Raw genomic sequence first — 23660 nt, 5'->3', positions numbered from 1 at the left:
TTGGAGCATTTTACTATGTTTTACCATGATAAAATATAAAAAAATGTTAAAGGTTGCAGATTCGGGTGCACTCCAATTATATTCCTTTCAAAGGCTTATATATAAGGCGCTAATAGGAAATATTTGCACTCCCACCTCGAGTACTTACAAACCCTATTAATCAATTGATTAATAGGGTTTTTTGATTTTGGAAAATTCTGATATTGCTAATGTTGATTTTTGTGGAATAATGGAACTTACTATTTAATTAGTTTGTTATGCTATCCATTTTAATTTTCTTCGCTCTTGCCTTTTTAGGTGTAATTTTCTCATTTACCTTCAATTGCTCCATAATACTTTCAGCCAAAAATTTTGCCAAATTTACAGGTACGGCATTACCGATCATCTTATAACCTGCTGCTATTTTTTTGTAATGGAAAGTAAAATCATTGGGGAAAGTCTGTATTCTTGCACATTCGCGTACACTTAACCTTCGGTAAAGGTGTTCTTTTCCTGGTACAAAGATTCTAACATCTTTATCTATCAGTTTCATTTTGGGCGCCTGTGGGTGTATAGGGGCATGTCTGCCGCCAGCTTGTATGGTAAAAGATTGTTCGTCCCAATTACGCACCCGGTTCCTGGACATAAACATGGTAGAAAAACCACCGATCATATATTCATGATTGGCTACCTTACAATTTGTACCATTGGTGTTATTGTATTCCAATGCAGGTATGGCGTTACTTTTTAGGTCATGTATGGCAGTTTCAAGAGTTACTTTAGGAAAGGTACGGGTAGGAAATTCATATTTAAAATTCAAATCTTTTCTAATACCTATAAAAAACACCCTTTTTCTATCCTGTGGTACATTGTAGTCGCTTGCATTTAGCATTTGAAATGATAGGTCATAACCTACACCTGCATTTTTTAAAAGTTTTTTAATGCCATCAAGAGCAGTGCTGTGCTTATGAATAAGCATACCGCTTACATTTTCTGCTAAAAAGAATTTGGGTTGTTTGGCTTCAAGAATTCTAATGAAATCATAGAAGAGTTGCCCTCGTTTATCTTGAATGCCTCTGGCAGCACCTGCTGCACTCCAACTTTGGCAAGGTGGTCCGCCAATGATTCCGTCACAATCGGGAACTTCATCGGCAGGGATGTCTACAATACTTCTTTTGTCAAAGATAGTATCCGGATGATTTTTCTCGTACGTTTCCCAAATATCCTTATCATATTCGTTTGCCCAAATGACATTGAAGCCTGCTTGTTCAAAACCAAGATCTAAACCGCCCGCTCCGGCAAAAAAGGATACTACATTCATTTTTTTGTGCTATTCAATTGTTTTTGTTCTAAGCAATATCTTGATTTTAAATGCTATTGTTATTACAAAAATACATTTTAGATTTTCAAAATGCTTTTAAACCAAGTATCTATTTCACTTGTATGGTCTGCTTCTTATTTTTAATATTCGCTACATTGGCTTCAAAAGACTTAATAATTTTACGGTCTTTTATGACAACATGCATTCCTACCTCGCAATGAATACCGGTATAACTTACATTTGGCATATTCTTAAATGTAGGGATGTTCACATCATCTAAATATATAAATTGTGTAGGGGTAAAATTGTAAGAGCAATAGATAAGAAGATTATCTATGATGATATATTTTGAGTGAATGTCATTATTGATAAAGTATGTTACGTTTTTGGTGTTTTTAAGCTGAGCGTAAAATTTTTGGAAATTCCCGGTGTTTACCGGACTTCTGAATTTTACATCCTTAAATTTTTGTTCGTCTTGGGGTAATGGAGCAAATGTTTGAGATAAACAGGTGACGCTGATTCCTTTGTCTGCCATTTTTAGTACCACGCCCAATATACCTTGTCTGGTTTCATTTTTTTCTAAAGTAGAGTGATGTGTGGCGTTGAAATTATAATTAAATGCCGCTAAATGTTGCGCGCAAAGGATTATTTTTTCTTTTGCCGCTTCTAGGTAATTGATCAAAGTTATTTCTAGGTGGTTAGCAGAGTTGTCGTAAAAAGGAGCGGTGATATATATTGAATCGGAAAATTGAAATACTGCCTTATCATGGGTATTACATGTTGTATTCAGTGAAGACCTGTAATCTTTTATGGCAATAGAACGCTCTATCAAATTCTTGTAAAACGTGTTGGCCGTTTCTTCATAACCAGGTTCGTTTTCAATACAGATCATAGATTCATTTTTCACCAAATCCCTTACGGCTAAATTAGATGAGCTCATTAATAATAAATAGCCGTTTTTCTTTTTTATGTAGGCAGATTTTATATGCAGGGAATACGGTAAGGTGCCCCTTGAGAATTTTTTAATATTCGCGCTGCGAACATATAGGTGGGAGAATACATAAAAATGAAAATTTTTGAGAGATGTAGATCTGTAAACTTCACCAAAAATCTTCCTTGCTAAATTATATTTGGTAAGTTCTTGAGTTGTTTTTTTTCCGGTATCAAGGTTTTTTAAAACTTTAGGATTGTTATTGTCATAGCCCTCTAGCGGAATAGTAATTACATTTACCGTAATGCCATTTGCGGCTACCTCTTTAAGATAGTTGTACAAATATTGATTGTTGAACAGGTACCATGAAATATTGATTTCCTCAATATTGTTCTTGTCCTTTTCAATAGTGCGTATAAATTTTTGAAGTAAGAAAGGGGAGCCACCCTGTTCATAAAAATCGAATTGATTTTTATAATTATCAGGTTCATCAAAATAGCAATGGATGGGCATACTCAGTGTTGGTTATTTTACACTGATCAAAACCGCTTCACAACTTTGTAAATCTGAGTTAAGAACAATATTTTCTGATTTTTTTCCGTCGGTGATTTCCACGGCTACGGTATTTGGGGGCGAGTCGCCTAGGTTATGGGCATAGAGAAAAAGATCGTTAGATTTATTGGGGTCTAATTTAATTTTAAACTCTTTTTTCCAATAGGTTAGATAATACTTTTTTACTACTTGTACTCCGTTAAGGTAAATAGATACGATGTCACCATCTTGCCTACCATGGTCCCAAATTTTTACAATAATGTGTTCAGAATCGAATTCAAATTCTTTGGTGTAGGAGATTTTTCTTCCATCAAAACTTTCTCTTACTTCAGGTTTCTTTTGGGCTTGGGCAACTTCTGTTTGCGCCGGGACAATTTGTTCCTTTGTTTTTACTTTAGATTTCTTTCTCTTTTTTTTAGGGGCAACCGTATTGGCATTTGCTAATTGCTGCTTTTTCTTTCTTTCGTCAGAGGCTGCATTGGTAATGGTAAAAAAAGGTGTTACCCTTTTGGCAATATTGTATTTGTCATCAGGAAATAATTCTATGGCAACTACCTGGTATCTATTGCCAGAACCTATATTTTTTGCTAATTCTATTCCGCTTTCAAAACCATCGTTCTTAAAAGAGCCTAGTTCTTGTACTACCATTTCATTTCTAACTAGAAAAAAACGAATAGACTTACTGGTATCTATTTTTACGGTATTCCACTCTAATGTTATTTTTTCTGGAATATTCCAGATTGTGTTTTCATTTGGAGAAGTAATGTTTATCGTAGATATCTCTTGCGTGTGGGCAATAGTAGATGATAATAATAAAACAAATAAAAATATAAAATGAAGTTGGCGCATATGTACGTTCTTACCCTAAAGATAGTCTTATAGAACCAATTGTTCAAGACCTTTGTAATCTACAAGATATATGGCATTTAACGTGAAACTATATTAAATTAATATAAATGCTGATATTTTTTTGAAATAATATAAAGGATGAATATTTGCAAAGGAAGGTGAGTTGTGTGTTTTATTGTATTGATAGTAAGCAGTTTATAGTGCAATAGGCTTTAAGTATATGGTCATTTTGGTTCAGAATTTTTTTCTTCATTTTTCAATGTTAAAAAAAATGGAAATAATCCTAATAATTGGAAATAATCCATAATTTAGCTATCCCGAATTTTTAGAGCGATAGTTATGAACAAGACCATTCTTCATATAGATTTAGATACTTTTTATGTGTCTGTAGAACGATTAAATAATCGTGAGTTAAAGTATAAACCTTTGTTGGTGGGCGGTACAGGAGACCGTGGAGTGGTAGCAGCATGTAGTTATGAAACCCGTGGCTTCGGGGTACATTCTGGTATGCCCATGAAAATGGCAAGAGAACTTTGCCCCGAAGCTGTTGTCATTAGAGGTAATGCGGGTGACTATAGTAAGCACTCAGATATCGTAACCGAAATTATAAAAGAGTATGTGCCCGTATTCGAAAAATCGAGCATAGATGAGTTTTATGCAGACCTCACCGGTATGGACCGTTTTTTTGGTTGCTACCAATATGCATCTGACATGCGAAAGAAGATTATTAGGGAAACGGGGCTTCCTATTTCTTTTGGACTTTCAGCAAATAAAGTGGTTTCTAAAGTGGCTACGAACGAGGCAAAACCTAACAATCAATTAAAAATAGATGAGGGATTGGAAAAGCCTTTTCTGGCACCGCTGTCCATCAAAAAAATACCTATGGTGGGCGATAAAACCTATCAAACATTACGAAATTTAGGATTGCGCCAAGTACGTACTGTACAAGAAATGCCCATGGAGGTAATGCAGCGTGTGTTGGGTGCCAATGGTGGCGTTATTTGGAAACGAGCCAATGGCATTGATAATACACCCGTGATTCCGTTCAACGAACGAAAGTCTATCTCTACAGAACGAACTTTTGATAAAGATACTATTGATGTCAACAGGCTGCGCGGTATTCTCATTGCTATGACCGAAAACCTAGCCTACCAATTACGAAGAGGCGAGAAGCTAACAGCTTGTATTTCGGTAAAGATCAGATATTCAGATTTTAATACTTACTCAAAGCAAATGCGTATTCCGTATACCAGCGCAGATCATATTTTAATACCTAAAATTTTAGACCTGTTCAAAAACCTGTATAACCGTAGGTTGCTAGTACGCTTAATAGGTATACGTTTTAGTCATTTAGTATCGGGTAATTACCAGATTAATTTGTTCGATGATACCGAAGAAATTTTAAGCCTTTACAATGCTATGGATAACATACGAAAACGCTACGGAGATAAAAGTGTATTACGGGCATCGGGCATGGGAGCAAAAACAATAGGAAGAATGCATAATCCCTTCAACGGATTACCACCAGTAGTATTGGCGCATCGGAAGATTTAAGCCCTTAGCCCTCAAAGGGGGAATGAAGTGATGTTGGGTGTTGGTGTCCGGTCGAGCGCAGTCGAGACCTGTTGTTTGTTGAGGAGAGAAAAGAAGTTGGAATATAGAGAAGAGAGAAGAGAAGAAGAAAGGGAGCGCATTGCGCAACACGCTGAGCGCCACACGCAAAGCGCAAAAAAAAAGCACACTGCGCGTAGCGTCAAGCGAACAGCGCAAAAAAACGAACAACTAACAACGAACAACCATCAACGAAAATAGTGTACCTAAACTGTCACACATATTACAGCCTTCGTTACGGAACCTTCTCGGAACTGGAGCTCTTGCAATTGGCAAAAAATCATGGGGTTACGCAACTGGCATTGACCGATATCAATAACACATCGGCTTGTTTAAATTTTGTTCGTAAAGCTCCAGAATATGATATAAAACCCATTTTAGGAATCGATTTTAGAAACGGGGTTGAACCTTGTTTTGTGGGTATTGCCCAGAATAACGAAGGGTTTTTAGAACTCAACGATTTTTTATCGCATCACATTCATCATGAAAAGAATATTCCTGAAATAGCTCCGCAGTTTAAAAATGTCTTTGTTATTTATCCTTTTGAGAAAGTGTTAGAGAGTGAAAAGAAAGTCTTTGCAGAGCATGAATTTATTGGGGTTTCGGTCAATGAGCTAAAACGGTTACGATTTTCAAAGTTGTTAGAGCAGCACGATAAAATTGTATTGTTACAACCTGTAACCTTTAGAAATAAGCGCGATTTTAATGCACACAGGTTGCTACGCGCCATTGCTAATAACACCTTGTTGAGTATGCTGTCGGTTACTGAGCAAGCCAATGAAGATGAGAAAATGTATGCCATACCAAATTTGGCAGCGCATTTTTCCGAACATCCTTTTATTTTAGAAAATACCCAGCGTTTAATGAATAATTGCGCTATTCATTTCGATTTTAGCTTGGAGCGAAAACCACAGAATTTAAATGTGTATTTAGGGAGCAAGGCAGAAGATGAGGAGTTTTTAGAACAGCTGTGTCAAGAGGGCTTGCCTAAGCGGTATCCAGAAATAAACCAAGCTGTTTTAGATCGCTTAGAGAAAGAGCTCTACCTCATTAAAAAAATGGATTTTGTCTCTTACTTTCTTATTAATTGGGATATCATCTCTTATGCCCGTAAGCAGAAATTCTTTTATGTGGGGCGTGGTAGTGGTGCCAATAGTATTGTAGCATATTTACTTTTTATAACGGATGTAGATCCCATGGAGCTCGATTTGTATTTTGAGCGTTTTATTAATCTGTATCGTGTAAATCCCCCCGATTTTGATATTGATTTTTCGCATCGGGACAGACCGGTAATGACGGAGTATATTTTTAATCGGTTCAAGAATGTTGCTTTGTTAGGTACCTATGTTACGTTTCAGTCTAGAGGGGTAATCAGGGAATTAGGTAAGGTATTTGGTTTGCCAAAAGATGAAATAGATGTATTGTGTAACGGTGATTTTCAAGCCAGCAGGTTAGATAATATATCGGCTTTGGTATTAAAATACACCCAGTTGCTACACGGCATGCCCAATTATTTGAGTATTCATGCTGGCGGAATCTTAATTACCGAGAAACCCATTCATTGGTTTTCGGCAACCAATATGCCCCCAAAAGGATTTCCTACCACACAATTTGATATGGTGATCGCCGAGGATGTCGGTATTTTTAAGTTCGATATTCTTGCCCAGCGCGGACTCTCCAAAATAAAAGAAACGCTCGATATTTTGGAACGTGATCGCCCTGAGGAATTTGCCAAATTCGATATTCACGATATCAAAGCATTTAAAAACGACCCGAAAATCAATAACATGGTAAAAACAGCGCAGTGTATGGGTTGTTTTTATGTAGAATCGCCCGCTATGCGTATGTTGTTGAAAAAGCTTGAAGTAGATACCTATTTAGGTTTGGTAGCGGCAAGTTCTATAATTCGCCCTGGAGTGTCTAAAAGTGGTATGATGCGCGAATATATTCTTCGGCATCGTAACAAGGGCAGGGCAGAAGAGTTGGCTCACCCGGTAATGCTAGAAATTATGCCAGAGACTTACGGAGTTATGGTGTATCAAGAAGATGTGATAAAAGTTGCCCACCATTTTGCCGATTTAGATTTAGGTGAAGCCGATGTGTTACGGCGTGGAATGAGCGGTAAATTTCGCTCGCGAGAAGAGTTTCAAAAAGTACAGGATAAATTTATAGATAACTGTCGTAAAAAAGGCTATACAGAAAAGCTTATTAATGAGGTGTGGGATCAAGTAGCAAGTTTTGCTGGCTATGCTTTTGCAAAAGGGCATTCGGCATCATACGCAGTAGAAAGTTACCAGAGTTTGTTTTTAAGGGCGTATTTTCCGCTAGAATATATGGTGGCGGTACTGAATAATGGTGGCGGATTCTACAAACCCGAATTCTATGTGCACGAAGCCCGTATGTTGGGCGCAACCATACATCCGCCTTGCGTAAATAGAAGTAATACGGGTAATTGCATTTATGGTAAAGATTTGTATTTAGGGTTAGGCTATCTACGAGAATTGGAACAACGGGTTATGGAGCGTATTTTAAAAGAGCGCTTTCTTAATGGGAAGTTTCATTCGTTAGAAGATTTCTTAGATCGGTTGATTATCTCCATAGAGCAAGTGAGTATTTTAATACGGATTGATGCTTTTAGGTTTACAAAAACCAATAAGCACGAATTATTATGGAAAGCACATTTGTTCTTAAATAAGACTAAAAAAGTGGACCACCCTAAATTGTTTGCGCCACGACACCAACATTTTGAAATCCCATCATTATATAGCACCCATTTAGAAGTTGCCTTTACACAATTAGAGTTGTTGGGCTTTAGTTTGTGCAGTCCGTTTCAGTTGTTGTTAGAGCCGCCGTTAAACACTTGTGGTAGTAAAGATTTGGAGCGGTATTTAGGTGAGAATATAGATATCTACGGATATCTAATTACAGTAAAGCGCACCAGAACACATACAAAGAAAGCTATGTACTTTGCAACACTATTAGATCAACAAGGGCAGGTTTTTGATACGGTTTTATTTCCGCCCGTGGCAGCAAAATATATGTTTAAAGGACGAGGAATTTATCGGTTTTATGGTAAAGTAGTCAGTGAATTTGGTTTTCTAAGTATAGAAGTTATAAAACTACAAAAGCAAGATTTTATACAAGACCCTAGATATGCCGATATGAAAACTAGCGTCAAGGTTTTTGACCAAAAGAAAACTGGAGAAGAGAAAATAGAAATCAGAGAATAGAGGAAGCGCTATTTGCAAAGCCCTATATGCTCTGCGCAGATAAAGCGTCTTATAATGTCCAGCGCATAGCGCCCAGCGTAAAAGCCATCAACCGGCAACTAACAACTAACAACCGTCCTCAAAAAGCCTCTAAAACATAACCGAATATCCAATACAGAATAAGAAATACAAAAACGGTTCCTATGCAGCCACATTTACCACCACCTATTTTCTTTGCGCCATACCACGCACCAATAATTTGAATTAATTTTTTCATGGGTGCAATTTATAATATTGTTTGGTTACTATTGATGTAAAAAGTTGCTCAAAAACTTGTTTCAATAAAAAATCTCTTTTTCTTATTAAGAGCATAGATGCTATTAAAATGAAAAAGAGATGTATTTGAACGGAGTTACTAATTAATTTTTGAAAGACTTATCTAAAAACTCATAACGTTCATCATTGGGAGCCTTTATCAGCTTACTTTCAGTGTCTAGGACCATAACCGGGGGAGTTGTGTCGTTGGGTTTGGCAGGATCCCATTTTGGTAGTCCTTCACCATTTGGGTTTCCGGTTTTAATAAAATTCGCGAAATACGTCATCATCTCTTTAGAAACTTTGTAATCATCCGCAGTCCATGCATAATCATCAACCAAATGAAGGTTGCCCATACAATATTCAATTTCACAAGCGTGCGGAGCACCAACAGCTACTGGAGCAGGAGGTGTGTCTGAGCCTTTTGCCACAGTGCCACCAGCTAAACCAGATGCTAAAGTATTATCAACTAAAGGTGGTCTCAATTTGCTGTATAAATATCTGTAAACGGGTTGGTCACTATTTTTTCTATGTAAATCGAACCATTTCCAAGTACTATAAGAGATAAATCTATCAGATGCTAAAGCAGTAGCAGATAATTCAATTTCTTTTTCAGAACTATGAGGGTATAGTTCTAATACCTTTTTATATTCTTTTGGGTAAGCTTCTTTTACTTTGTTTACATAGTTTTCATCTGTATAAGGACCTTGTGTAAAAGCCATACCTGGTATCTCGGCAGAATTCCACCCTAATAATAATGGGACCATAGCCTGTTCTTTATTTTCAAAGATTTCAGGTAGCGTTTTGGGTAAAAAGTAACCGTCTAGAACAGTAGGGAAACCAAATCTTTTTGACTCATTATATATTTCGTATACTTCTCTGGTGCTCAATTTACGTAATGCTGCAATAGATGGGTAACCGGTATTTTTAGCAAATTCCTCACCCATGTTTTCTGCATCTTTCAATGGAACAGGTGACATAGTAGGGTTGATGCCAGCACCACTTTCACCAATAGCGCCTGCAATAAGATTTTTTGACAAGGGAGATGCCATTTGTTGACTTGTACCAATAGATCCTGCAGACTCTCCGGCAATAGTTACTTTATTAGGATTGCCTCCAAAAGCGGCAATATTTTTGTTTACCCATTTTAGAGCTGCATTTTGATCTAACAATCCATAATTTCCAGAAGCCTTATACGGAGCCTCTGCACTTAATTCTGGGTGTGCCAAAAATCCGAATATATTCAATCTATAATTCGTTGTAACAACGACAATACCTTCTTTGGCCATACTCTCACCATCATAACGAGGCTCTGAACTATCACCGGCAACATTCCCGCCGCCATAGAAATATACAAGAACGGGAAGGTCTTTCGTGTCCATTTTTGCTGGTGTCCAAACGTTTAGGTATAGGCAATCTTCGCTAACGCCATTAGACCTAGAATGCATATCACCGAAAACCATAGTTTGCATTGGTCTAGGACCAAATTTTTTAGTCTCTTTTACGCCTTCCCAATTATCTAAAGGTTGAGGGGCTTTCCATCTTAGCTCACCTACTGGAGGTTTGGCAAATGGTATGCCAAAGAAACGTTGAATTCCGGTGTGAGTGTCGTAATTACCTTCGATGATTCCGTTTTCAATAGATACTTGAACAGGAAATGAATTAGTTTCTTGTGCGTTTGTAAAATTGAAGGTCAACAAAAGGCTGAATAGGATAATTTTAAGATTTCTCATGATGATTAAATGTGTTATTGTCTCATTTTGTAACAATAATACATTTATTTTTTAATTATATGAAAATCTGACCATTAAAATTTAGTATTATTGATAAAATTTACTATCAGATATTGATGATTTAAGTTGTTGTAATCATTGTAGTAATATAAAATTAATTGTTGTTGATACGTATTTCATAAAAAAATAAAGCTTATGCGGTCTATATTTCTAATTCTGTTTCTTGTTATTTCTTCATTTGGATTTTCACAACAAACCCGATTAGAAGAGCTGAACTCTTTGGTGAAGCCCAGAATGCGAGTAATAATAGATAATGATTTGGGAGGTGATCCTGACGGACTCTTTCAATTAGCACACCACTTAATGTCACCATCAGTAGAAATAAGAGGGATAATTGCTTCCCATTTATATGAACAAGGTTTTGGCGGACCTGGAACTTCAGAATACGCAAAAGAACAGGCGATGAAAGTCATTAATATCTTGGGGCTCGAAAATTCTGTTAATGTGTATATAGATAAAAGCCGAAGTATGGTCGATGTTACAAAACCTATAGATAGCGAAGCAGTCCAGGTAATCATTAAAGAAGCAATGCGTACCGATACAGATTTGCCTTTGTATGTTGTTTGTGGTGGAGGTTTAACTAACATCGCAAGTGCTTACTTGCTTGAACCTGAAATTGCAGAAAAATTAACCTTGGTTTGGATCGGCGGTCCAGAATATACAGATATCGCAATTCCGCCACCTGGGTATACTACTTTAGAGTATAATTTAGGAATCGATATTAAAGCCGCTCAAGTTATATTCAATGATTCAGACATCAATATATGGCAAGTACCAAGAAACGTTTATCGACAACCTATAATGTCAGATGCCGAACTATTGATAAAAGTTAAAGGTAAAGGCAAGCTTGGTAATCATTTATTTAATGTGATGAAAGAGGCTTATACGAAATTGGATAAATGGAATATTCCTATGGGGGAGGTGTATATATATGGCGATAATCCGTTAGTGCTTCTGACCGCTCTTCAGTCGTCATTTGAGCCAGACCCATCATCGAGTAGCTATGTTATAAAACAAGCTCCAATTATAAATGAAGAGGGTTTATATAAAGTCAATTTAAAAGGGCGAAACATTCGAGTATATCAACAGCTTGATAATCGCTTGTTGTTTGACGATTTCTTTACGAAGTTGGTGTTGTTGGGGGTTGAAAAATAAGGTTATCGACTGCTTAAACGTTCTAAAATATCGATAACCAAAAGTCCTTCTTCAGCAGAGCATGGGTTTTTATTGTTTCCTAAAAAGAAATTAACAGTTGCTTCGATCATAGGCTCTTGAACATGTTTAGGATTGTTGAATTCAAATACTCTTTCCTCTGTTTTGGATATAAGGTGAACTTTCGATCCAAAAAACGAAAATTTGATACATCCGTTTGTTCCATATATAATACACTCATCTTTTTGGTTTATTTCGGCGGCATTAAATTGCCAAAGACCTCGAAATTGTATACCATTTTTAAATGCGATAATACCGTTAACGATTTCATTTACCTTGTTGTTGATTTTGGTTGGCGTGGTAAGGCCATATAACTTGTCAATGGACCCGAAAAAATGAATCATTAAATCTAAATGATGAGGTGCCAAATCGAAAAAATACCCACCACCTGATATTTCTGGTTGTATTCTCCAATTCTCTTTTTTGTCAGAAGCAAATAGTTCATTTTTAGATTGTAAAACTTGTAATCCAACGTGAAGCACATTGCCAATAGCATTAATTTCTAGTAATTCTTTTACTTTTAAGAAAGCGGGTAGTTTACGTCTGTAATGAGCCATGGTTAATTTACCTGTGCTATCTACTAATGCTTCACAAATTTGGTTAGCTTCATTTGGGTTCAGTGCCATTGGTTTTTCTAAATACACATTTTTATTTGCCTTTAGAGCCTGTATGGTATAGGTAAGGTGAGAAGATGGGGGAGTGGCAATATATACTGCATTGATATTTGGGTCGTGTATAATATCATCAGCATTGGTAGTCCATAACGGTACCTCATGGCGTTGTGCAAAATCTTTGACCTTAGCTTCATTTCTGCGCATGACCATTAGCAAGTTGGAGTTTTCCACTTTTTGAAAAGCAGGCCCACTTTTTACTTCGGCAACATCTCCACAACCAATTATTCCCCAATTAATTTCTTTCATTTAAGGTTCTCTTTTTATTTCTTACTAAAGTTACAAATTAGGGATGGGTTATCTTTTTTAGGTATAGAATTCTTAATAATGAATTTGTTGAATTATTTTTGAGCAAAATGATATAAATGGCATCAGGATTTTTTGCAGTATTGGATGACGTAGCGGCAATGTTGGACGATGTAGCGTCAATGAGTAAAATAGCTACTAAGAAAACGGCTGGTATTCTCGGTGATGATTTAGCGGTAAATGCAGAAAAAGCATCAGGATTTGTCTCTCAAAGAGAATTACCGGTACTTTGGGCAATTACTAAGGGTTCTTTGCTCAATAAGATTATAATTCTACCTATCGCCTTTTTGTTGAGTGCTTTTTTGCCTTGGGCGGTTACAGTGATTTTAATTTTAGGAGGTGTTTATCTTGCTTTTGAAGGTGCCGAGAAAATTTATGAATTTATTGTACCTCACAAGCATGACCATGTTTCTGCCGATACTCAACCAATGAGCAAGGCGGAAATTTTAGAACTGGAAAAGTCAAAAGTGAAATCTGCTATTCTAACGGATTTTATTTTGTCAATAGAAATCGTGATCATTGCGTTAGGAACTGTTATTGAAGAACCTCTAGCTACTCAAATAGCTGTTGTTTCAGTTGTTGCTTTGTTAGCTACGGTTGGAGTATACGGTATTGTAGCTTTAATAGTTCGTATGGATGAGTTTGGAGCTAGATTAATTAACATAAATGAAGAGACCAATACCATTTCAGATAAAATAGGGCAATTTTTTGTAAGCGCATTACCTAAGGTGATTAAAGCGCTTGCTGTTGTAGGTACAATAGCATTACTTTTGGTTTCTGGCGGAATATTTGTACACAATATTGAATTTTTGCATCATCTATTGCCTAATGTTCCAGGTGTTATTGTGGAATTTTTAACTGGACTTGTAGTAGGGTTTGTAGCTCTTTTGATTTTTAAAGGAGTTAAATCAATATTGAAAAAATAGGTTCTTGAGTTTAGTTGTTTAGTATGCACGTGCTTCTCCTTTAATGGCATTATATACAGTCATGAATATAATTTTTGCATCTAATCCTAGTGACCATTTTTCCATATAAAAAATATCATAACGAACCCTGTTAATGATATCTGCTTTTTCAATAATTTCTCCTCTACAACCTTGTATTTGTGCCAAACCAGTTATTCCCGGCTTTATAAAATGACGAACAAGATACTTGTCAATAGAGCTTTCATATTCCTGTGTATGAACTACCATATGTGGTCTTGGACCTACAACACTCATATTACCCATTAGAACATTAAAAAATTGGGGTAGTTCATCAATACTGGTTTTTCTTAAGATTTTACCTAATCTTGTAACCCTAACATCGTTTTTAGAAGCCATTTGTGTATCACTTGTTTCGCTTTTGGTCATTGATCTAAACTTGTAACACCAAAAAATTTGCCTATTTACCCCATGACGCTTTTGTTTAAAAAACAATGGACCTTTAGAATCTATCTTCATTAAAACATAAACTATTGGCGTTAGCCAAGATAAAATAAATAGAATGGCAACACTTGAAAAAGCAATGTCGAAAATACGTTTAATTAAATTTGAATAATTTAAATCTAAAGGTGATGTTCTTAAATTTAAAATAGGGACGGCACCATATAGTTCAATTGACATAGTATTGGAAAATAGCTCTTTATGATCTGGAATTATTTTAATTCTTTTCAAACTATTGTCGGCAATTTTTATTAAATCTTGAATTTCTACTTTGGTCAATTTAGAGGCCATACAGTAGACTTCTTCAATGTTATTTTCAAAAATATAATGAAATGAACTTTTTATGTCTCCTAAACAATTCTGATTATTTGTTTTAGAATTGTCGAAATACCCAACATAGGAATACCCATACTCAGGATTGTCAAATATGCGCTTTAGTTTCTGTAGGTTGTTATCTTTACCTATTACGACTACCTTGGTATTTTTATTTCTTCTTTTTCTATATAAATTCCTCCCCCAATAAAATATGACCCTAAAAATGGTCAATAATGTGCAAATTTGAATATAGACCAATATTAAATAAGTAGTCTTGTAATAATGAGCACCAAAAAAAATAAAAGAGGAAAAATATGCTAGTCCATATATAGTAAATAGGGTTATAAAGTTTTTAATATTCGTCAAAAAACCATCTCTTCTTGCCGTTGGGTAGAAGTTTAGGCCATATGTAGTTAATAGCCATGCAATATTATAGTATATAATGCTATAAATGTTCAGATATGTTTCGGGAGTATATATATAAAGCAAAACGTTAATAATAGAGATATGTACTATTAACGATATTGGTATTATAAAAAGAGATTTCTTCATTATAGCTTTTAAAATGGTTGGTTAAAGAGCTAATAATAGGTTGTTACATCTAGCCAATAACTATTGGTTATTGGCTAGGAGTACATTTGGGGTTGATAGAAACCTAATAGATATTCTTAATTTTTACCTAAGTACCAAGAGTAAACTTTTTGCACACCTGTTTCCAAGGAAATAGTATGTTTCCAGCCTAAACCGTGCAGTTTACTTGGGTCGGTGAGTTTTTTTAATGTTCCATCTGGCTTATCGGTATTAAAATATAAATTCCCTTTAAAATTTACTTTTTGTTTTATTAATAACGATAAATCCTTTATAGAAATGTCAATGCCGGTACCAATGTTTATATGAGTATTACGTATTTCCTTGTTATCATTGGAATAACAATCTGTAAAGTCTCTTTGTTCCATTAAAAAGACACAGGCATCTGCCATATCTTCACTCCAAAGGAATTCTCTCATAGGATTTCCAGACCCCCATATTTCTAAGTCAACGGTATTGTCATCTTTCATTGTTATTCCGTACTTATCTAAAATGGAAAGTATATCTTCTTTGCTAGAATCGCCGCTCACACCTTCAATGGGTAATGAATTTAAGTCTGTAATTATAGATTCCCAATCATTATTTTCTAGTGCTTTCCCCAAATGCATTTTTCTAATTAATGCTGGTAGCACGTGAGATTTTTCCAAATCAAAGTTGTCATTAGGACCGTATAAGTTGGTAGGCATAACTGAAATGAAGTTAGTGCCATATTGAAGATTGTAACTTTCACACATCTTAATGCCTGCTATTTTAGCTATAGCGTATGGTTCATTCGTATATTCTAGAGTGTCTGTTAATAAGTAATCCTCTTTCATCGGTTGAGGGCAATTTTTGGGATAGATGCATGTGCTACCCAAAAAGAGTAATTTTTTGACACCATTTAGGTAGCTTTGATGAATTACATTATTCTGAATCATCAAATTTTCGTAAATAAAATCTGCTCTATACGTATTGTTGGCAACTATGCCTCCAACTTTTGCTGCAGCTAGTATTACATATGCTGGTTTTTCCGCTTCAAAAAATGCGGCAACCTTTGTGGGATCAGTTAAGTCTAATTCTTTATGTGTTCTATAGATTAAATTAGAATACCCTTTGCTTTCAAGATTCTTGACGATTGCACTGCCCACAAGACCTCTATGACCTGCAATGTAAATTTTGGCTTCTTTGTTTAACATGTGATGTGTTTTACCTTCTGATTAGACGTATTAATTAATTTTATTCGAAATAATTGAAAGTTTCATATCCACCATCTTTTAGATATTGATCTTTTTTCATCAATTTCAGATCATGTGTCATCATATCTTTTACCAAAGCCTGTAAATCATATTCAGGAATCCATCCTAATTTGGTATTTGCTTTTGTAGCATCTCCGATTAACAATTCTACTTCGGTTGGTCTAAAATACTTAGGGTCAACAGATAATATTTCTTTACCAATTTCTAATTGAATGTCTGGATTAGTACAAGATTTTACAAATCCCTTTTCATCAACACCTTCACCTTTAAATTCTAATTCTACGCCCAATTCTGCGAATGCCATTCTTACGAACTCCCTAACAGGAGTAGTTTTGCCAGTGGCAATAACCCAATCTTCTGGTTCATCTGCTTGAAGAATCATCCACATCATACGTACGTAATCTTTGGCATGCCCCCAATCACGCTGGGCATCCAAATTACCCAAGTACAATTTATCCTGTAACCCTAAGCCTATTCTTGCCGCTGCTCGGGTGATTTTTCTTGTGACAAAAGTTTCCCCTCTAATTGGTGATTCATGGTTAAATAAGATACCATTGCAAGCATACATATTATATGCTTCTCTGTAATTTACCGTAATCCAAAACGCATACATTTTAGCAACAGCATATGGACTTCTTGGGTAAAAAGGTGTAGTTTCCGATTGTGGTACTTCTTGCACTTTACCGTATAATTCTGAAGTAGACGCTTGGTAAATTCTTGTTTTTTTCTCCAACCCTAATAAACGAACTGCATCTAATATTCTTAAAGTACCTAATCCATCAGCATTTCCAGTATATTCCGGTACTTCAAAAGATACATGAACGTGACTCATGGCCGCTAAGTTATATATCTCGTCAGGCTGTATCTCTTGTATTAATCTGATCAGGTTAGTACTATCGGTCATGTCACCATAATGAAGCACAAAATTTCTATGTTCAACATGTGGATCTTGATATAAGTGGTCTATTCTATCTGTGTTAAAAAGAGAAGCTCTTCTTTTAAGTCCGTGAACTTGGTATCCTTTTTTTAATAAAAACTCGCTTAAATAGGCTCCGTCTTGACCTGTTACTCCTGTGATTAATGCTACTTTCATTTTAATGTGAAATAAATTTTATAGTATTTTGGTTTAAGTATTTAGTTTTTTAATATAATCGATAATTTGTTAGAGCCATACTATGTCTTGAAATGAATATTTCTGGAGAGGTCATTTATAACTACTTCAAATTAATGTGAAACTGTATATTGCCATTAACTATATTGCAATTATTCGCTTATTCTTATTTAGTGAAAAAAATATTGAATAATTTATTGGTAGTAGTCAATGGTTACAACAAATTTAGAACATTATTTATGTTTTAAAGTACAATGAAATTAAACCTTAGGCCATTTAATGATTTATTCGATAAACTGTGTTTTTGGTGGGCAATTTTTGAGATTTTTAAAAGTAAACTACATTTTAAATGTAAGATTCTACTTGCTTTATTTAATTTTATGTATTAAATGTCCATAATCTATATCCATTTGCAATTTGTTAGATGGTGTATATGGGCAAAATAGAATAATACAATTGCAACGTTAAATATCAAATGAAAATTTTATATAATGTAACAAGTATTATACAATTGCATTATTGATATGTGTAATGTTAAATTTTAAATAATATTATAACAAATGATGATTTTTTATTAATTTTATTCTGTTAATTGTAGGTATTATTTGTTTTAAAGTATTTTAATCCGTTATTGTTTTTCCCCGTTTTTTTATCAACTTAAACCACTGTATGATGATAGCTAGCATTTTAGATGAGCGGCTAGTATCCTGTTATCAAAGGATAAAACTAGTTTCTCTTGAAAATTATTACGTACTACTTAAGCCTTACATGAAGGTCATGAAAAGTAGTCAAATGAAAAAAACTGACATAAATATGATTCTGGATAGAAGTAAAACGGACTATGATCAAAGTACTTTTATTGAAGAAAATCAAATAATATATGCCAAATTAATGACGGAAAGGTTGTTGAAGGGCTAATACAGTTTTTTGATAAATTATACTAAGTATTTATAAATGCCAACTTGGTAATTTATAATGAAAAGGTATAGTCCAAACTTTATTGGGTTGTACCTTTTTTTGTTGTTATATACATCATTAATAAGGGTCTTAAGTAGGGGGCTAAAATCTTCGCTTTTTTACAAACAACTCTTTTTATATACAGATTAGCGAATCTAAGTCCATATTGTTAGCAATATAAATATATTTATCCCAAGATTTAAATAATTACACCCATTAAGGTGAAGTTGTGTGAATTTAAACGTGTTTCCCTTATCTTAATAATTAACCTATTTAGTATAGAATCTTGGAAGTTTTAACACCTTTTAATCCTTTTGAAGGACCTGAGATTAAGCATATTTTGCAAACGACCGATGCGCAAGAGGAAATTTGGTATTCTTGTTATTTTGGTGGTGAGGCGGCAAATATTGCTTACAACCTTTCCCTTACTATAAAACTGCGAGGACAGCTCAATGTAAATGCGTTGCAATTGGCGGTAGATGAGTTGATTGCGCGTCATGAGTCACTAAGGTCTTCATTTAGCCCAGATGGTAAGTATATTAACGTTTTTTCATCGGTGTTTATTAATATCGACCTGGTGGATTATAGTCAACTTTCAGTTGAGAAAGCCAAGGAGGCAATACATAATTATACTGAACAGGATACGAATACTTCTTTTGATCTTACCAAAGGACCATTGATCAGGTTTGCACTGCTTAAACTTGATGAGGAAGTTTATAATTTTACAATTACCGCACACCATATTGTTTGCGACGGATGGTCCGTTGGCATTATTATGCAGGAAATAGGCGCGCTATATTCGTCTAAAGTACTCCATAAATCTCATAATCTTCCGGTAGCAACACCGTACACTGCCTATGTGACTCAACAAGAGGAATTAAAAACCAATGGCGAGTTTGAAAGAGCTGAAACGTACTGGTTGAACCTTTTTAAAGGTGAGATTCCCAAAACAAATTTACCTACCGATTTTGGACAAGTAACGAAAAGAACCTATAACGGTGCTCGTATAAATCAAACTTTAGATAAAGAAATTGTAAAGCGCATAAAAGATACTGGTATTAAAGCTGGTTCTAGTTTAGTTTTGACCTTAATGGGCGCATTTGAAATATTGCTCTACAAAACTACGGCTCAAAAAAGTATAGTGCTAGGGCTTCCTGTTGCGGGGCAATCTAACATGGGCGTTAAAAATTTAGTGGGTCATTGCGTTAAGCTGCTTCCTATGAAAAGTGAGCTTAATGATGATGATAGTTTTATTGATTATTTAAAGAAACGTAAATCTGACAATTTTGATGCGTTCGAAAATCAAGAACTCACCTTTGGTAGCCTTTTGAAAAAACTGAACATCCCTAGAACACCAGGTAGGGTTCCCTTGGTTCCTGTTGTTTTTAATGTGGACATGAATTTAGATGATGATGTTGCTTTTGAAGGGTTAACCTATGATTATCATAGTAATGCTCGTAATTTTGAAACTTTTGAATTGTTCTTGAATGCTACAGGCTCCAATGATAATATAACACTTGAGTGGTCTTACAATACCAACTTATTTGAAGAGAACACGATACTAAACTTAGGTAGTGCTTTTAAGACCATTATTAACCAATTGGTTGAAAACCCTTATGCCAAACTATCTGAAATAATTGATAAAGAACCAAAGCAGATCGGTATTGAAGGTGCTTCAATGGCTTTACCAAATACCAACTTACACGAGTTATTCCATAAACAAGCTGAAATTACCCCAAATGCAACAGCACTGGAGTTTAATAAAGAGAAAATTACTTATGCAGAAATGCAAAATAGGATCAATGCTACAGCCGGTTATTTGTGGCAAAAAGGCATTAAGCCAGGGGTTACGGTTGCAATTTCCTTAGAAAGATCTCCAGATTTAATTATTACGCTATTTTCCATATTACAATGTGGAGCTAGATATATTCCTATAGATACCGGTTATCCGGATGTTCGTACAAAACTGATGATAGCCGATGCTCATGCCACTTTTTTCATTTGCACTACATCTAAGAAGGAACTGGATCACAGTTGTCAAACAATTTTCGTGGAGGATATTGTAGCCAACGGGAATGAGGATTTTCAGAAAATAGATGTATCTGCAGATTCGGGCGCCTATATCATTTATACTTCGGGATCTACGGGCAAACCTAAAGGTGTACAGGTAACGCATAAAAATGTGATTAACTTGTTATATTCAATGGGTTCTGAGCCAGGTATTTCAGAACATGACAGAATATTCGCAACTACGACCATTTCGTTTGATGCTATGGTCATGGAGATATTTTTACCATTAATCCACGGAGCAAGTGTAGTATTGGTAGATGAAAACACTAGAAAAGACGGACATCTTTTATTGCAAAAAGCAATTGCCGATAATATTACCATAATGTGGGGAACGCCAACCATTTGGCAGATTTTACTGGATTCCGGTTGGGAAAAACCATTACCTATAAAAGCATTGATCGGTGGAGAACCTGTGCCTAAAGCACTTTCATTACAATTATTGGAAAAATGTGATGAAGTGTGGAATATTTATGGCCCTACCGAAACCACGGTATGCTGTATACTTACTAAAATTACGGCAAACGATAATCCTATTTCAATAGGTAAGCCTATTGCCAATACTCAAATTTACCTCCTGGATGACCAGCGAAATCCTGTATCAAAAGGTATGGTAGGTGAGATCGTTATTGGCGGTGAGGGAGTAACAAACGGGTATTTAGGTCAAAGAGAACTAACTAATGAGCGTTTTGTGAATAATACGTTTGTTGGTGACGGGCAATCTAAAATGTACTTATCGGGCGATTTAGGTAAACTTTTGCCTAACGGTCAAATAGAGTGTTTGGGTAGGAAAGATGGTCAAGTAAAAGTTCGTGGTCATAGAATTGAGCTTGGCGAGATAGAACACGCTCTACTGAAATTAAAGGGAGTTTCAGCTGCTGCAACAGATGTTAGAAATCATGCTTTAAAAGCATATATTGTTTTTAATGGAAGTAATGAGGATTGGGATGCAAGTGTGTTGGAATGGAAAAATCAACTTGCCGAGGAATTGCCTTCTTTTATGTTGCCTTTTGAATATATAAGACTAAAGGAATTGCCGGTGACCATAAACGGCAAGTTAGATAGAAAGAGCCTGCCCGATACTGTTTTAAATGGTGAAACCAATATAAATGAGCCTAGTAGGACATTAACAAAAGCAGAAGAATTGGTTTGTGAAGTATGGAAAGAATGCTTGTTTTTAAACCAAGTACATCTAGATGATGATTTCTTTGAGCTTGGCGGGCATTCATTAATAGCAGCCAAGGTAATGACCAGTTTGGAGCAAAAATTTGGTCAGCGCTTACCTCTTTCTTCATTGTTTGAGTATTCTACAGTTAGGGGACTGGCTAGTTTATTAAAAATAGAAGAAAATACCGTAACCTGGGATTCTATGGTGCCAATACAACCAAAAGGTTCTAAGACCCCTTTGTTCATTGTTCATGGAGCAGGTTTAAATATTCTTTCGTTTAAAACCCTAAAGGACCATATGGATCCAGAGCAACCCATTTATGGTTTTCAGGCAAAAGGTCTTGACGGTAAAGAAGCTATGTTGACTTCTGTGGAAGAAATAGCATCTCATTATAATGATGCGTTATTGGCAACACAACCTAAAGGACCGTATAAATTAGCGGGTTATTCCTCTGGGGGTATTATTGCTTATGAAATGGCAAAGCAGTTGATGGATAGAGGAGAACAGATATCTACCTTGGCATTATTAGATACCTATGCGTATGCGCATTATGGGCGTAATACATATTTGGGTAAAAAATTGGCATTCGGTAATTATATAGCGAATAAGGCTTTACATGTATTAAAACAATTATTGTTAAGCAGAGAGGGCTTTAATTATAGAGTAGGCGTTACCAAGGCAAACTTGAAGAAGTTTTATCTAAGGTTGAAAAAGGATAAGAATACCTTGTCTAAAATGGATTACGATTGGGAATATGAAAGCAGAATTATTGAGCATAATAAGGTCGTGGATAAATACCATTTAAAACCTTTGCCCATTAAGGCAGATCTGTTCAGAATACAAGATGTAATAGATTATACCCATGATCCTAAAAATTTGGGGTGGAAATCATATGCCAAAAATGGTATAGAAGTTCATTATGTACCCGGAGAGCATTTAACAATGTTTTCACCACCTAATGATAAAATTTTGTCAAAGACGCTCCAAAACGTTCTAGATAAAAATAACTAGGTGTAAAAATGATAGCCATACCAGACTATCTTAAGGCTACCATTACAGCTTTTTTACTATAATTATCAGCACCTATATAACTAAAATAATGATCAAGGGTGCTGTCTTTTGTTGAGCTATGCCATAATGTAAAACCAGCTTTCTTAAAAAGTACCTTGTAATTGTGGGAAAATGAACGCTCATACCCATATGGCTCTGAACCGGTATTAGCATTAAGGTCATGGTTAACACCATTAGGCTCAATAGCTACAAAAATGGTGTTTCCTAATCTATTTATCTGTTGTAAAAAGTCTAGGAGCTTACTTTCGGTAAAGTATTCAAGTACACCTCTAGAGGTAACAAATATCATATTCTTATTGGCATACGTGTTTACCCAATCAAAAGCATCGTAGGCAACAAACTCAAGTCTTTGGTTCTTGCTGTATGTTTTTTGGTTACGAATTATTTGATTTTCACTTAGGTCAATACCTACGAACCTGTCTATTTGTGGAAATTGTTCGCTTAAATAATTTAAAACTTTTCCGTTGCCGGTGCCAATCTCCACTAGGGTATTAAAATCTTCCTCTTCTATAGATAATTTGTTCTTTAAAAGGTCAAACATAAAAGAACATTCGGGTAAGAAGTTTTTTTCAAAGGAGTCATCGGTGGCCGTAAAGAAATCATCTCCTTTGTTTTTCCAATATGCCTTATGAAATTCTGATAGTGTGTTGTAGTCTGATTTATCCTCTACTTTTTTTAATAGGGACTTGCGCATAAAAAGCTCAATCAGGGTAATTTTATTTCTATCGGTAATTGTCATGCCGGTTTTTGCAAGTTTCTTAGCTTTTTTTGGCATCAACAATATGAGTAAGTCACCTATGAGATATATAAGCTTTCCTTTCATTTTAACCTTGTTGTAATTTACTTGTGAAAATAAACAATATATCTATTTGAAATCGCCGATTATCTTAAATATAACACAGTTCATCTACCTAGTCATATTTGAGTGAAATTGTATATCGAAGAACGTCTTTTTTTATTCGATGAAATTATAGG

At 35.3% G+C, this 23660-nt stretch carries 16 protein-coding genes; 6 read left to right on the top strand and 10 right to left on the bottom strand.

The window, feature by feature from the left end:
- Positions 1-247 precede the first annotated feature (247 nt).
- From B2Z27_RS07255 to B2Z27_RS07245, 3 genes are all read right to left on the bottom strand, one after another.
- A complete protein-coding gene (locus tag B2Z27_RS07255) occupies positions 248-1300 on the bottom strand; it encodes a DNA cytosine methyltransferase (protein WP_286813175.1) in 1053 nt (350 codons plus the stop codon).
- A gap of 109 nt (positions 1301-1409) precedes the next feature.
- A complete protein-coding gene (locus B2Z27_RS07250; RefSeq protein ID WP_286813174.1) occupies positions 1410-2744 on the bottom strand; it encodes a phospholipase D-like domain-containing protein in 1335 nt (444 codons plus the stop codon).
- 12 nt (positions 2745-2756) lie between these two features.
- Positions 2757-3632, bottom strand: coding sequence for a hypothetical protein (locus B2Z27_RS07245; protein ID WP_286813173.1), 876 nt, complete (start codon positions 3630-3632; stop codon positions 2757-2759).
- 339 nt (positions 3633-3971) lie between these two features.
- Here B2Z27_RS07245 and dinB point away from each other — a divergent pair, with 339 nt between their 5' ends.
- A complete protein-coding gene (gene dinB / locus B2Z27_RS07240) occupies positions 3972-5186 on the top strand; it encodes a DNA polymerase IV (protein WP_286813172.1) in 1215 nt (404 codons plus the stop codon).
- A 257-nt stretch (positions 5187-5443) separates the two neighbouring features.
- Entirely contained in the window at positions 5444-8473 is a 3030-nt protein-coding gene (locus B2Z27_RS07235) for a DNA polymerase III subunit alpha (RefSeq protein ID WP_286813171.1), read from the top strand.
- A 118-nt stretch (positions 8474-8591) separates the two neighbouring features.
- Here the strand turns inward: B2Z27_RS07235 and B2Z27_RS07230 are convergent, their stop codons facing one another.
- Positions 8592-8729, bottom strand: coding sequence for a hypothetical protein (locus B2Z27_RS07230; RefSeq protein WP_027065147.1), 138 nt, complete (start codon positions 8727-8729; stop codon positions 8592-8594).
- Positions 8730-8871: 142 nt separating this feature from the next.
- Positions 8872-10500 (bottom strand): carboxylesterase/lipase family protein, encoded by a 1629-nt coding sequence (locus B2Z27_RS07225; RefSeq protein WP_286813170.1) that lies wholly within the window; start codon positions 10498-10500, stop codon positions 8872-8874.
- 195 nt (positions 10501-10695) lie between these two features.
- Here B2Z27_RS07225 and B2Z27_RS07220 point away from each other — a divergent pair, with 195 nt between their 5' ends.
- Positions 10696-11715, top strand: coding sequence for a nucleoside hydrolase (locus B2Z27_RS07220; protein WP_286813168.1), 1020 nt, complete (start codon positions 10696-10698; stop codon positions 11713-11715).
- A gap of 2 nt (positions 11716-11717) precedes the next feature.
- Here the strand turns inward: B2Z27_RS07220 and B2Z27_RS07215 are convergent, their stop codons facing one another.
- Positions 11718-12692: a Gfo/Idh/MocA family protein gene (locus B2Z27_RS07215; RefSeq protein WP_286813167.1), complete on the bottom strand. Its 975-nt coding sequence runs from the start codon at positions 12690-12692 to the stop codon at positions 11718-11720.
- A gap of 116 nt (positions 12693-12808) precedes the next feature.
- Here B2Z27_RS07215 and B2Z27_RS07210 point away from each other — a divergent pair, with 116 nt between their 5' ends.
- Positions 12809-13675, top strand: coding sequence for a DUF808 domain-containing protein (locus tag B2Z27_RS07210; protein WP_286813166.1), 867 nt, complete (start codon positions 12809-12811; stop codon positions 13673-13675).
- A gap of 18 nt (positions 13676-13693) precedes the next feature.
- On the opposite strand, the gene B2Z27_RS07205 is transcribed toward B2Z27_RS07210, so the two are convergent.
- The 3 genes from B2Z27_RS07205 to gmd form a co-directional block, all read right to left on the bottom strand.
- Positions 13694-15040: an exopolysaccharide biosynthesis polyprenyl glycosylphosphotransferase gene (locus B2Z27_RS07205; protein ID WP_286813165.1), complete on the bottom strand. Its 1347-nt coding sequence runs from the start codon at positions 15038-15040 to the stop codon at positions 13694-13696.
- 116 nt (positions 15041-15156) lie between these two features.
- A complete protein-coding gene (locus tag B2Z27_RS07200; protein ID WP_286813164.1) occupies positions 15157-16251 on the bottom strand; it encodes a GDP-L-fucose synthase family protein in 1095 nt (364 codons plus the stop codon).
- Between the two features lie 40 nt (positions 16252-16291).
- Positions 16292-17404 carry a GDP-mannose 4,6-dehydratase gene (gene gmd, locus B2Z27_RS07195; RefSeq protein ID WP_286813163.1) on the bottom strand — a complete coding sequence of 371 codons (1113 nt, stop codon included), beginning with the start codon at positions 17402-17404 and terminating at the stop codon, positions 16292-16294.
- A gap of 810 nt (positions 17405-18214) precedes the next feature.
- Between gmd and B2Z27_RS07190 the strand changes: the two genes are divergently transcribed.
- Positions 18215-18340, top strand: coding sequence for a hypothetical protein (locus tag B2Z27_RS07190; RefSeq protein ID WP_286813161.1), 126 nt, complete (start codon positions 18215-18217; stop codon positions 18338-18340).
- A gap of 325 nt (positions 18341-18665) precedes the next feature.
- On the top strand, positions 18666-22625 hold the full coding sequence (locus tag B2Z27_RS07185; RefSeq protein ID WP_286813160.1) for a non-ribosomal peptide synthetase: 3960 nt from the start codon (positions 18666-18668) through the stop codon (positions 22623-22625).
- Between the two features lie 25 nt (positions 22626-22650).
- On the opposite strand, the gene B2Z27_RS07180 is transcribed toward B2Z27_RS07185, so the two are convergent.
- A complete protein-coding gene (locus B2Z27_RS07180; RefSeq protein WP_286813159.1) occupies positions 22651-23508 on the bottom strand; it encodes a class I SAM-dependent methyltransferase in 858 nt (285 codons plus the stop codon).
- Positions 23509-23660: the final 152 nt, after the last annotated feature.

This window comes from Maribacter sp. UBA3344, assembly GCF_002362375.1.
In the GTDB taxonomy this organism is placed as follows: Bacteria; Bacteroidota; Bacteroidia; order Flavobacteriales; family Flavobacteriaceae; genus Maribacter; species Maribacter dokdonensis.
This window is presented reverse-complemented; position numbering and strand designations above follow the sequence as displayed.